The sequence below is a fragment of the Mycolicibacterium helvum genome, assembly GCF_010731895.1.
GTDB classification, from domain to species: Bacteria; Actinomycetota; Actinomycetes; order Mycobacteriales; family Mycobacteriaceae; genus Mycobacterium; species Mycobacterium helvum.
The window spans coordinates 6,175,113-6,187,820 of sequence record NZ_AP022596.1; the positions used below are offsets into that span (position 1 = coordinate 6,175,113).

General features: G+C 69.1%; 10 protein-coding genes and 1 pseudogene. 2 read left to right on the forward strand and 9 right to left on the reverse strand.

What is annotated here, in order from left to right; genetic code table 11:
• Positions 1-14: 14 nt before the first annotated feature.
• The 9 genes and pseudogenes from murD to G6N38_RS29150 form a co-directional block, all read right to left on the reverse strand.
• On the reverse strand, positions 15-1,496 hold the full coding sequence (gene murD, locus G6N38_RS29110; RefSeq protein WP_407663030.1) for a UDP-N-acetylmuramoyl-L-alanine--D-glutamate ligase: 1,482 nt from the start codon (positions 1,494-1,496) through the stop codon (positions 15-17).
• Positions 1,480-2,559 (reverse strand): phospho-N-acetylmuramoyl-pentapeptide-transferase, encoded by a 1,080-nt coding sequence (mraY, locus tag G6N38_RS29115; protein WP_163751544.1) that lies wholly within the window; start codon positions 2,557-2,559, stop codon positions 1,480-1,482. The genes murD and mraY overlap by 17 nt, the downstream gene beginning before the upstream one ends.
• Complete coding sequence (locus G6N38_RS29120; protein WP_163751545.1) at positions 2,556-4,031, reverse strand: UDP-N-acetylmuramoyl-tripeptide--D-alanyl-D-alanine ligase; 1,476 nt, start codon at positions 4,029-4,031, stop codon at positions 2,556-2,558. The genes mraY and G6N38_RS29120 overlap by 4 nt, the downstream gene beginning before the upstream one ends.
• Positions 4,028-5,575 (reverse strand): UDP-N-acetylmuramoyl-L-alanyl-D-glutamate--2,6-diaminopimelate ligase, encoded by a 1,548-nt coding sequence (locus G6N38_RS29125; protein WP_163751546.1) that lies wholly within the window; start codon positions 5,573-5,575, stop codon positions 4,028-4,030. Before G6N38_RS29125 ends, G6N38_RS29120 begins: the two co-directional genes overlap by 4 nt.
• 67 nt (positions 5,576-5,642) lie before the next feature.
• Positions 5,643-7,638: pseudogene (locus tag G6N38_RS29130) on the reverse strand (peptidoglycan D,D-transpeptidase FtsI family protein).
• Positions 7,589-8,728, reverse strand: coding sequence for a cell division protein FtsL (locus tag G6N38_RS29135; RefSeq protein ID WP_179968464.1), 1,140 nt, complete (start codon positions 8,726-8,728; stop codon positions 7,589-7,591). Before G6N38_RS29135 ends, G6N38_RS29130 begins: the two are co-directional and overlap by 50 nt.
• Positions 8,728-9,903, reverse strand: coding sequence for a 16S rRNA (cytosine(1402)-N(4))-methyltransferase RsmH (rsmH, locus tag G6N38_RS29140; protein WP_179968465.1), 1,176 nt, complete (start codon positions 9,901-9,903; stop codon positions 8,728-8,730). The genes G6N38_RS29135 and rsmH overlap by 1 nt, the downstream gene beginning before the upstream one ends.
• Positions 9,878-10,309, reverse strand: coding sequence for a division/cell wall cluster transcriptional repressor MraZ (gene mraZ, locus G6N38_RS29145; RefSeq protein WP_094484486.1), 432 nt, complete (start codon positions 10,307-10,309; stop codon positions 9,878-9,880). The genes rsmH and mraZ overlap by 26 nt, the downstream gene beginning before the upstream one ends.
• Positions 10,310-10,659: 350 nt before the next feature.
• On the reverse strand, positions 10,660-11,067 hold the full coding sequence (locus G6N38_RS29150) for an SCO2097 family morphological protein (protein WP_163752553.1): 408 nt from the start codon (positions 11,065-11,067) through the stop codon (positions 10,660-10,662).
• Positions 11,068-11,304: 237 nt separating this feature from the next.
• On the opposite strand from G6N38_RS29150, the gene G6N38_RS29155 reads away from it, so the two are divergent.
• Positions 11,305-11,946, forward strand: coding sequence for a GNAT family N-acetyltransferase (locus tag G6N38_RS29155; RefSeq protein WP_246227511.1), 642 nt, complete (start codon positions 11,305-11,307; stop codon positions 11,944-11,946).
• 23 nt (positions 11,947-11,969) lie between these two features.
• Positions 11,970-12,656, forward strand: coding sequence for an LppM family (lipo)protein (locus G6N38_RS29160; RefSeq protein WP_163751548.1), 687 nt, complete (start codon positions 11,970-11,972; stop codon positions 12,654-12,656).
• Positions 12,657-12,708: the final 52 nt, after the last annotated feature.

The window sequence follows — 12,708 nt, forward strand, 5'->3', positions numbered from 1 at the left end:
CTTGGCCACAGCGACTACCGAGCCGCGGCGCGCACGGCGGCAGCGAACGCGTCGCCCCGGTCGGCGTAGCCGGCGAACTGGTCGAACGACGCGCCAGCGGGAGCCAGCAGCACCGTGTCACCGGTTCGAGCCAGGCTGGCGGCAGCGGCGACGACCTCGGTCATCACCCGGGCACCCAGGCCGGGCGCCGAGGCGTCGACCACTCGAGTCTCATGAGTAACAGTGGTCTCATGCACCACTGCATCCTCTCGTGTCACAACCTCGATGACGGGGACATTGGGCGCGTGTCGCGATAACGCCTCGGCAACCACCGCGCGGTCGCGTCCGATGAGCACCGCCCCGACCAGCCGATCCGCGATCTGGGTGACCATATCGTCGACGGACGCCCCCTTGAGCAGGCCGCCGGCCACCCACACCACCCGTGGATAGGCCAGCACCGAGGCCTGAGCGGCATGCGGGTTGGTGGCCTTGGAATCGTCGACATAGGTGACGCCGCCGACGACCGCCACCCGTTCAGCGCGGTGCCGGCCGACCTGGAAGCCGGCCAGCGCGGCCGCGATCGAGGCGGGTGCGACGCCGACGGCCCGGGCCAGCGCAGCCGCACCCAGCGCGTCGAGCACACCGACCGGTCCGGCGACCGGGATGGAGGTGATCGGTGCAAGTACGACGCCATCTGCGTCGTCGGCGAACGCCCGGTCGACCAGCATCCCGTCCCGCACCCCCAGTTCCCCGGCTTCCGGCTCGCCGAGCCGGAAACCCGCCTTGACCGGCGCGTCGGCACTCGGAAGCAGGCCGGCCGCCACCGGGTCATCGAGCCCGACGACCGCAACGCGGCCATCGAGCGCGCGGGCCTTGGCATCGGCGTACGCCTCCATCGAGCCATGCCAGTCGAGATGGTCTTCGGCGATGTTGAGCACCGCGCCCGCCTCCGGCCGCAGTGACGGCGCCCAGAACAGCTGGAAGCTGGACAGTTCCACGGCCAGCAGATCGGCCGGCTGGCTCAACACGTCGAGCACCGGGTCACCGATGTTGCCGCACAACACCGCTCGGCGGGCATCGGCGATCAGCATGGCGTGCAGCATCGAGGTGGTGGTGGTCTTACCGTTCGTGCCGGTGACCACCAGCCAGCGTCGGGGCGGCCCGTAGTGGCCCGCCGCGTCCAGGCGCCAGGCCAGCTCCACGTCACCCCAGATCGGGATTCTGGCCGCGGCAGCCGCGGCCAGCACCGGAGAGTCCGGCGGGAAACCCGGGCTGGTGACCACCAAGGCAAAATCGCCGATCGCGGTGACCGCCTCAACGGGTGCGATCGTGCCAATACCGTTGTCCGCCCATGCTTTCAGCATGTCGGCGCTGTCGTCGCAGACCTTGATATGCACGTCGAAAGAGGCCAGCGCCGCCACGATCGCACGCCCGGTGACCCGGGCGCCGGTCACCAGCACCTGCGCCCCCGAGGTCAGCTCCCCCAGACCGGGCTGCACGTCAGGCCCCGATGGCAGACAGCCACTCGCCGTAGAACAAGGCCACGCCGAGCCCGCAGGCGATTGCGGTGAGCAGCCAGAACCGGATGATCACCGTCGTCTCGGCCCAGCCGACCAGCTCGAAATGGTGGTGGAACGGCGCCATTCGGAAGACCCGGCGCCCGGTAGTTCGGAAGGCCAGGATCTGTACCACCACCGAGGTGACCTCGGCAACGAACAACGCGCCCAGCACCACCGCCAGCACCTCGGTGCGGCTGGTGACCGACAGCCCGGCGATCATGCCGCCCAGCGCCAGCGATCCGGTGTCGCCCATGAAGATCTTGGCGGGCGCGGCGTTCCACCACAGGAACCCGATGCACGCGCCGGCGGTCGCGGCGGCCAGCACCGCCAGGTCCAGCGGGTCGCGCACGTTGTAGCAGCCCAGCCCGGGGGCGGTGGCGCAGGCATTGCGGTACTGCCAGAACGTGATCAGCACGTAGGCGGCGCTGACCATCGCCATGCTTCCGCCGGCCAGCCCGTCGAGGCCGTCGGTGAAATTCACCGCATTGGACCACGCGCTGACGATGACCACGCAGAACAGGACGAACACCGCCGAGCTCAAGGTGACGGTGGCGATCTCGCGCACGTAGGACAGCTCCGGACTGCCCGGGGTCAGTCCGTCGGCGTTGCGGAACTGCAGCACCAGGATGCCGAACAGCACCGCAGCGGTGAGCTGCCCGACCGTCTTGGCGGTCTTGTTCAGGCCGAGGTTGCGCGAACGCCGGATCTTGATCAGGTCATCGACGAAGCCGACCGCACCCAAGGCGGTGGCCAGGCCTAGCACCAGCAGCCCGGAGGCCGAGGGGCCGTCGCCGTCGAGCGCCAGGCCGACCAGGTGGGTGCCGAAATAGCCGGCCCAGATGCCGGCCAGGATCGCCACGCCGCCCATCGACGGGGTACCGCGCTTGGTCTTGTGGCTCGGCGGGCCGTCCTCGCGGATCTCGTGGCCCAGGCCTTGGCGGGTGAACAGCCTGATGAGCGCCGGGGTCAGCAGGATCGACACCGCCAGTGCGATGCCGACGGCGATCAGGATCAGTCTCATGCCGGGTCACCCACCAGCGCTTCTGCCAGTGCCCCCAGCCCGGCGGCGTTCGACGCCTTGACCAAGACAACGTCACCGGGCGCCAACTCGGCGCGCAGCAATTCCAGGGCAGCGTCGGCGTCGTCGACCATGGTGGATTCCGAACCCCAGGATCCCTCCATGACAGCGCCGTGATGCATGGCGTTCATGGGCCTCCCGGTTCCGACGACGACGAGTCGACTGATATCTAAGCGCACCGCGAGTCGGCCGACACGATCATGCTCGGTAATCGAGGAGTCCCCCAGCTCGGCCATCTCGCCGAGCACGGCCCAACTGCGCTTGTTCTGGCGCCGCGCCATCACCGCCAGCGCCTGCAGACCGGCCTTCATCGAGTCGGGGTTGGCGTTGTACGCGTCGTTGACGACGGTCACCCCGTCGCCCCGGGTGTGCACCTCCATACGATGCCGCGACGCCGGGCCGGCGCTGGCCAGCGCGGCGGCCGCCTGCTCAGGTGTCGCCCCGCATTCGAGCGCCACCGCGGCCGCGCTCAGCGCATTACCGACCTGATGCTCACCGTGCACGGCCAGTTGCACATCTGCGGTGCCGGCCGCGCACACCAACAGAAAGCGGGGCCGGGCCAGATCGTCGAGTTCGACGTCCACGGCGCGGATGTCGGCGCTCTCGGACCGCCCGACCCTGACCACCCGCGCGGCGGTTCGCTGCGCCATGGCGGCCACCATCGGGTCGTCGGCGTTGAGAATCGCAACTCCTGAGTCCGGAACCGCTTCTACCAGTTCGCCTTTCGTGGCCGCGATGATCTCGCGCGAACCGAACTCGCCAAGGTGGGCGGTGCCGACGTTGAGCACCACCGCGATCGACGGCGGGGCGATCGCGGCCAGCGCGGCGATGTTGCCGGGATGACGCGCGGACATCTCGAGAACCAGATAGTCGGTGTCCGTGGTCGCGCGCAGCACGGTCCACGGATGCCCCAACTCGTTGTTGAACGAACCCGGCGGGGCCACCACCTCGCCCAACGGGCGCAGCACCGCGGCAATGAGATCTTTCGTCGACGTCTTGCCCGACGATCCGGTGACCCCGACGATCGTCAGCCCGCCGGCGACGAGTTCGGCGGCCACCGCGGTGGCGAGTTTGGCCAGCGCGGCCAGCACGGCCGCACCAGAGCCGTCGACGTCATGCTCGAGCACCCCGGCGCCGGCGTCGGCGGCCGACGCCGGCGGCACGACGATCGCGGGCACCCCGACCGGGCGCGCGGCGAGCACCGCCGCGGCGCCGGCATCGACGGCGCCCCTGGCGAAGTCGTGGCCGTCGGAACGCGCACCGGGCAACGCCAGAAACAGTCCGCCCGGGGTGACGGCCCGCGAGTCGAACTCGACGGTGCCGGTGACCACCCGCCGGGCGGCCTCCTCGGGACTGATGTCGGTGAGCACTCCCCCGACGATCTCGGCGATCTGGGCGACGGTCAGCGCGATCATCGGTTCGTCTCCCGCTCGTCGAGGGCGGCGGCGAGCTCCGCACGATCGTCGAACGGCCGGGTCTGGCCCGCCGCGGTCTGCCCCTTCTCGTGGCCCTTGCCGGCAATCACCACGACGTCCCCGCCGCGAGCCCACGCCACGGCGTGCCGGATCGCAGCACGGCGGTCCCCGATCTCCAGGACTTCAGCGCCCTCGGCCCCGCCGTTTCCGGCTCCGGCCAGGATGGCCGCGCGGATGCTCTCGGGGTCCTCGTCGCGAGGGTTGTCATCGGTGACGATCACCAGATCGGCGAGTTCAGCGGCGATGCGGCCCATGGGTTCTCGTTTGCCGGGATCGCGGTCGCCGCCCGCGCCGAACACCACCGCCAGCCGGCCCCGCGGTCGCTTGAGGGTCTCCAGCACCGCCTGCAGTGCGCCGGGTTTGTGCGCGTAATCCACGACGGCCAGGAAGTCCTGGCCGCGCTCGATGGCTTCCAGCCGGCCCGGTACCGAGGCGTCGCGCAGGCCTGGCGCCGCCTGTTCCGGCGACACCCCGACGGCGTCCAGCATCGCCAGCGCCAGCAGTGCGTTGGCGACGTTGTAGCGGCCTGGCAGGCGGATTCGCAGCCGGTGGTGCACACCGGCAGGGTCCACCACGGTGAACTCCTGCGCACCGCCGTCGAGCACCACCACATCTTCGGCCCGCCAGTTCGCCGGGCGGCCCTCGGCAGACACCGTGACCGCGTTGTCGGCACGGCGGGCCATGTCACGGCCCGCGTCGTCGTCGACACAGATCACCGAGATCGCGGCGTGCGTGGGTGAGGCCGGGTCGAACAACCGGGCCTTGGCTTCGAAGTAGGCCGCCATCGTGGGATGAAAGTCGAGGTGATCGCGGGACAGATTGGTGAACCCGCCGGCCGCGAACCGGATGCCGTCGGTGCGGCCCAGCTCGAGCGCGTGGCTGGAGACCTCCATGACGGCGGTGTCGACGCCGCGCTCGGCCATCACGGCAAGCAGTGCTTGCAGGGCCGGGGCTTCCGGGGTGGTCAGCGAGCTGGGGACGTCGGCCCCGGCGATCCGGACACCGACGGTGCCGATCAGGCCCGGCGTGCGCTCGGCTGACTGCAGACCGGCCTCGATCAGGTGGGTCGTGGTCGTCTTGCCGGACGTGCCGGTAACGCCGAGGACCACCACCCGGTCCGACGGGTGGCCGTAGACCGCGGCCGAGAGTGCACCGAGCACCGCGCGCGGGTGTGGATGCACCAGGACCGGGATGGGCGCCGGCTCACCGAGTCTGCGGTGAATGACGGCCAGGCCTTCGGCATCGGTGAGCACCGCGACCGCACCACCCTCGATGGCGGTGGCCGTGTATTCGGCGCCGTGCGAGGACGAGCCGGGCAGCGCGGCGAACAGGTCCCCGGCCAGTGCCTCCTGGCCGCGCAGAGTCACGCCGGTGATCGGAACCTGGGGAGCCACACCGCCGGCGGCCGGCACCGCGCCGACCCGGGCGGCCAGCATCGGCAGGGTCAGCGCGACAGTGGTACTTGGCCGCAGGGCATTGATCATCGGGTTGTCACCCTACCGATCTACCGGGGGTAAGCCGGCACACACGCGCGCCGGGGTCGGCCGACAGCTATGTGGCCTGCAGGATCAACGGCGCGCCGGGGTCGGCCGACAGCGGGATGTTCTGCCGCTGCAGCAGCCAGGCGGCGATGTTGTGGAACAGCGGCGCGGCTGACGAGCCGGGCGTGCCGTCGGCAGCGCGGTGCGGGGCGTCCATCATGATGCCGATGACGTAGCGGGGGTCGTCGGCGGGCGCCATGCCGGCGAAGGTGATCCAGTAGACGTCGCTGTAGTAGCAGCCGCAGGCCGGGTTGATCTGCTGCGCGGTGCCGGTCTTGCCGGCGATCTGGTAGCCGTCGACGGCCGCGGCCGGGCCGGTGCCCTGCTGGTATCCCATCGGGTCGCGTTGGACGATCGCCCGGAACATGTTGCGCACCGTGCGCGCGGTGTCGGGCGAGATCACCCGAATGCCGTCGGGGCGCGGCTCCTCGGTGCGGGTGCCGTCCGAGGCGACGGTGGCCTTGACGATCCGCGGCGGGATGCGCACCCCGTCATTGGCGACGGCCTGGTAGATGCCGGTCATCTGCAACAGGGTCATCGAAAGACCTTGTCCGATCGGCAGGTTGGAAAATGTGCTGCCGGACCACTGGTCGATCGGGGGAACCAGACCGGAGCTTTCACCCGGCAGTCCGACGTTGGTGCGCTGACCGAGCCCGAACTTGCCGAGCATGTCGTAGTAGCGCTCCGGACCGATGCGCTGGGCCAGCATCAGGGTGCCGACGTTGGAGGACTTCCCGAACACGCCGGTGGTGGTGTACGGCATCACGCCGTGGTTCCACGCGTCGTTGACGGTGACGCCACCCATATTGATCGACCCGGGAACCTGCAGCACTTCGTCGGGGGTCGACAACCCGTACTCGATCACCGACGAGGCGGTGATGATCTTGTTGACCGACCCGGGCTCGTAGGGCGAAGTGACCGGGAGGTTACCCATCTGCTTGTCTTGCTGACGCCCGATGTCCTGGCTGGGATCGAAAGTGTTGTCATTCGACATGGCCAGCACTTCACCGGTTTTCGCGTCCAGCACCACCGCGGAGACGTTCTTGGCACCGGAGGCGTCCTTGGCCAGCTGAACCTGCTGCTGGACGTAGAACTGGATGTCGTCGTCAATGGTCAGCTGGATGGTGGAGCCGTTGACGGCGTCGTGCTTGTTGCGGTAACTGCCGGGGATGACAACGCCGTCGGAGCCGCGGTCGTAGGTGATGGAGCCGTCGGTGCCCGACAGCTTGCCGTCCATCGAGTCCTCCAGGCCGAGCAAGCCGTGGCCGTCCCAGTCGATGCCACCGACGAGGTTGGCCGCCAACGCACCTCCCGGGTACTGGCGCAGGTCCTGGCGTTCGGCGCCCACCTCGGGGAACTTCTTGATGATGGCTGTGGCGATCGCCGGATCGACGGCGCGGGCGAGGTAGACGAAGGTTTCGTTGCTGCGCAGCTTCTTCAGCAGCGTGGCCGCGTCGGGCTTGTTGTTGAGCTTGGCGGCCACCTCGGTGGCGATCTGAGTGAGTCGCGTGTCGGGATCCGGTGCGGCGGGCGACTTCTCCTTGGCCTCGGCCAGCTGCTTGCGAATCTTGACCGGCTGGAAGGTCAGCGCCCTGGCCTCGATGGTGAACGCCAGCTTGTCGAAGTTGCGGTCGACGATGCTGCCGCGGACGGCCTTTTCGACATCGGTCACCTTGAGCTGGCCGGCGGCCTCGGCGCGAAGGCCGGCAGCCTGCGGCACCTGGAGGTTGAACAGCTGGACGGCGGCGATCCCGAGAGCAAGGAAGATGACGATGTTGCCCGCTCGGTGGCGGAACACGAATGACGCTGTTCGGCCGCCACTTTCGACCAGCTCGCGGGTGCGTCGAGCCTTGGCCGACCGTCCCTGCCCGGCCTCCGGCGGCGACTTGACCACCCGGCTGCGTTGCCGCGTGGTCTTGACGGGTCCGGTCCCTTTGTCGGACTTGTCCCGTCGGCTCACTGCCCGGCCCCGACGGGCGCGACCGGCGCGCCGGGTACCACGTCAGGCATCAACGCCGGCGGGGCGGCGTCGGCCGGCGCGGGCGGGAGAACGACGGCGGGGGCGGGTTGGGCAGCCGGCGCCTGGGCGGGCACCGCCAGTACGCCTGCCGGGGGCGGTGCGATCGGGGCCGTCGCCAGCGCGCCGGGCAACGGCGCCACACCAGGCAACGTCGGCGCTCCCGGCGGCAGAACCGTGCCGGGCGGGAGTGTCAGGGCACCAGGCGGCAGGGTCACGCCACCATTGAACGGCAGCCCGCCAAGCGGTGTCGGTACGACACGCACGGGAACCTCTGGCGAACTGCCCGGCTTCGGTGCGGCGGCCGGGGGCGGCGCCGGGGCGGCCGGGGGCTGCGGCACGGCGTCGGGCAGCTTGTTGTTCAGCGGAGGCGGCGGCACCCCTTCGGCGGGCTTGGGCTTACCGACCACGGTCCAGTTGCCCGTCGGGTCCTGCACCAGATGGGCGGTGTCCTTGGACGGGATCATGCCCAGGTTGCGCGCGGACTCGGCCAGCGCCGGCGCCGACTCGGCCTCGAGCACATCGCGTTCGAGGGCTTCCTTCTGCTGCGAGAGCGCCTCGTTGGTGGAACGGGCGGCGCCCAGCTGGTAGGACCGCTGCGCGGCATCGGTGGACAGCCACAGCGTGACGGCCAGCCCGACACCGAGCGATCCGATGACCAGGACCACGAACGGGACCTTGGCCATCAGTGTCTGCGGACGCAGATCGATGGTGGCCAGCCGGGCGATCAACCGATCGCGTAATGGCGGCCGAACAATCCTGGGAGCCTTGGCCTTACGAGCCTTTGCGCGAGCCTTGGCCTGGCTGACGTTCTTGGCCCGCGCCGGACGTTCGGCCGGCCGGGCGACGGGAGCGGTCTGCGGGCCCTGCCGCAGGCCCCGCGGTTCGTGGGGCCGGCGAGCGGTAGCGCGGCCGCCGCGCGCCGGCGTCTCGGCGCCGCGGCGCCGAGCCGTGGCCGTGCCGGCCGCCGCCTTACCCTTCGCCGCCTTCTTCGGGGCCGGCGCTTTCTTATCCTTCTTGCCTTCTGCCTTCGCCGCTGGCCGATCTCCCGGACCCGCTGGCTTGCGCCCGACCTTCATCAGCTCTTCCCTCCCCGTCGCGGGTTGCCCGGCGCCACCCGCTGCAGCGCCCGCAGCCGGACCGGCGCACTGCGCGGATTACGTTCGATTTCTTCGGCGTCAGCACGTTCGGCGCCTCGGGTGATCGCACTGAATTCCGGCTCGTAGCCGGGCAATTCGATCGGCAGACCCGCTGGTGACCGGGACGCGGTCGCTGCGGCGAACGTGGTCTTGACGATGCGGTCTTCCAGCGACTGGTACGACATCACCACGATGCGCCCGCCGGGCCGCAGCGCGGCCAGCGCGGCGGGCAAGGCCTCGGAGAGCGAATCGAGCTCGGCATTGACGGCGATCCGCAGCGCCTGGAACGTCCGCTTGGCGGGGTGACCTCCGGTGCGCCGGGCTGGTGCCGGGATGCCGCGGTAGATGATCTCGACGAGCTCGCCGGTGGTGGTCAGCGGCGCCTTCTGACGCTGCTCGACGATCAGCCCTGCAATCCGCTGGGCGAACTTCTCCTCACCGAAGCGGCGCAGGATGTCGGTCAGCGCGCCGCGGTCGTAGGTGTTGAGGATCTCCGCTGCCGTCAGCGGAGCGTCGGTGTCCATCCGCATGTCCAGCGGTGCGTCCTTGGAGTAGGAGAAGCCGCGGTCGATCTGGTCGAGTTGCATCGACGACACACCGAGGTCGAGGAGCACACCGTCAATCGAATCCGTTGTTGCGCAGCCAGCTTCGGCCAGCGCATCGGCGATGCCGTCGTAACGGGTGTGGACCAGGGCGATCCGATCGGCGAACGGGGCCAACCGCGCCCCGGCGATCGCCAGCGCGCCAGGGTCGCGGTCGAGGCCGATCAGTCGCAGCTCGGGGAATGCAGTCAGGAAGCGTTCGGCGTGACCGCCGGCGCCCAGGGTGCCGTCGACGAGGACGGCCCCCGGTCGGGCCAACGCGGGAGCCAGGATCTCGACGCAGCGCTCCAGCAGGACGGGGACGTGCCCGTGGTCGGATTCGGGGCCGGATTCGTCAACCACGACGGGACCTCCGGGTAGGTGGGCACGGTGCACCCGAGAATCGAGGTCCCTGTCCGAGATCGCGAACCTGGCGTTGGGGAAGTACGTCAGGGTCGGTTCGGGCAGAGGCCACGATGCACGGGCTACCTCCGGCTGGGCGGCCAGCTCAAATGATGTCGCTGAGTGCTTCATCGCTGGCCGCGGAGAAGTTCTCTTCGTGGGTCTCTTGGTATTCCTGCCAGGCCTGGGCGTCCCAGATCTCGAGGAAGTCGACAGCACCGATCACCACGCAGTCCTTGGACAGATTGGCGTAGCGCCGGTGGTCCGCGGACAGCGTGATCCGACCTTGGGAGTCGGGGTGCTGTTCATCGGTGCCGGCCGCCAGGTTACGCAGAAAGGCACGCGCCTCCGGATTGCTGCGCGAGGTCTGCGTAGCCCGTCGGGCCAGCTGTTCGAACTCCGCACGCGGGTAGACAGCAAGGCTGTGATCTTGGCTTTTGGTGACCATCAACCCTCCTGCCAACGCGTCACGGAACTTGGCGGGCAGTGTCAGCCGCCCCTTGTCATCGAGCTTGGGCGTGTAGGTGCCGAGAAACATGCTGCGCACATCCCTTCGCACCTACCGGAGCCCCAGCCCCTTGGAGCCGTCGCTCCGTTAGCCGCCACGATACCCCACAATCCCCCACTTCGCTCCACTTAGCGGCCCGATTTCGGCCGCGGTCCACCACTTTCTGCCACCAAGCGCGCAATGTGGCACCGCAAAGCACCACCGACGTCGACAAAAGACCAGGTCAACCGCTAGTGGGGCGGTGTGGGGGATGTGGGGCGTGCCCGAAATCGACACCAGGGTTGCCCGCAGCGCGAATGCACGGCCCTCGTGTCGATCTCGCCGCGCGCAAACAAAAACGGGGCAGCCGGATGGCTACCCCGTACGCGAGACGTTCCCGCTCACTCGTCGAAACGACGCCTGAAACGATCCTCCATGCGGCTGGTGAACGAACCGCCGCCGCCCTTGGCCTTGCGTTGACGCGGACCGGACGACGAGGACGGGCCGGACTTGTCCCGTCCGCCGGCGACGCGCGGACCGGTGATCGCGAATACGACGCCACCGAACATCACCACGAAGCCGACCACCGACAGGATCGGGAAGCTGCCGATCATCGTCGCCTTGAACGCGACCCCGGCAACCAGCATCGCCAGGCCGATCACGAACAGACCGGCGCCCTGCAGTCGTCGACGCGTGGAGGGAGCCCGCAGCGTTCCGCCCCGTACGCTCGAGGCGAACTTGGGGTCCTCGGCATAGAGTGCGCTCTCGATCTGATCGAGCATGCGCTGCTCATGATCGGAGAGTGGCATTCGTCCCTCCTTGCCGACGCGGCCGGTCACGATTCCGATAAAACTTGACTGCCCAGCGATTACGGGGCAACTAACCAAATGATACGAGCTGAAGGTGCGCCGTACCACCTAGTTGGTCCACCCGATTGTAGCTGTGTCCAGGGGTTGTTCTGTTCCCGCCATCGCGACGTAAGAGGCACGTCATCACCTCACCGGTGAAGCTCGGGCCGGGACTGCCCGGATAATGGCCTCACACCCATGACTGATCCGCAGACGAGGAAGGGCACTGAGGCGTTGGCGACTTTCCTCATCGATCTGTCGCCTGACGATATGGCGCAGCGTCTCCACGACGCGCTGACCGTGTATGTCGACGCCATGCGCTACCCGCGTGGCACCGAGGGCCAGCGGGCCGCGATGTGGCTCGAGCACACCCGCCGACAGGGATGGAAGGGCGTTGCGGCCATTGAAGTCGACGCGACCGACGCCATCGGTCAACAGCCCAGCGCCGAAGCACTCTCTGGCGCTCCCCTGCTCGGAATCGCCTACGGGTACTGCGGAGCGCCCGACCAATGGTGGCAGCAGCAGGTCGTCGCGGGGCTGCATCGGATCGGCATGCCTGCCGACGACGTCGGCCGGCTGATGCGTGACTACTTCGAGCTCACCGAGTTGCACATCCACCCGAACGCCCAGGGCCGCGGACTGGGTGAGGCACTCGCCCGGCGCCTGCTGAGCGGCCGCACGGAAGCCCATGTGCTGCTGTCCACCCCAGAGATCATCGGCGAGGCCAACCGCGCCTGGCGGCTGTATCGGCGGCTTGGCTTCACCGACGTGATCCGCGGCTACCACTTCGCCGGCGACCCGCGAGCGTTCGCCATTCTGGGCCGCAGCCTCCCGCTTTAGCCCGAATCTGGCACGATACCCACGTGCGCGACCGATCCCGCCGCCTGCGCTTACGCGCCGTGGCGTTGCTGTTGCTCCTTGTGGCGCCACTGGCAGTCGGCTGCGTGCGCGTCCACGCCTCGATCACCGTGTCGCCCGACGACCAGGTCTCCGGGCAGATTCTCGCGGCCGCGAAACCGCGCGATGCCGGCGATCAGGGGCCGCAGTTCGATCTCAATGTGCCCTTCAGCCAGAAGATCTCGGTGTCGAAGTACGACACGGACGACTACGTCGGCTCCCAGGCCGTGTTCTCGAACCTGAGCTTCGCCGAGGTGCCTCAGCTGGCCAACCTCAATCGTGAGGCGGCCGGGGTGGACATCTCCCTGCGGCGGGCCGGCAGCCTGGTGATCCTCGAAGGCCGGGTCGACCTGACCAGCGTCAGCGACCCCGACGCCGATGTGGAGTTGACGGTGTCCTTCCCCGGCGAAGTGACCTCGACCAACGGCAACCGGCTCGACACCGACGTCGTCGAATGGAAGCTCAAGCCGGGTGTCGTGTCGACCATGAGCGCCCAGGCCCGCTACACCGACCCCAGCACCCGTTCGTTCACCGGCGCGGCGCTATGGCTCGGGCTCGGCGCACTGGTGGTCTGCGGCGTGATCGGGACGCTGGCTTGGGTCAGCCGGGACCGTTCACCGCGGTTCACCAACGCCGATCAGGCCGACAACTGATGCTCAGAAGGGCTGGTTAGGGCCTGAGCAGTGGGGACGCTCTAGTCTGGTT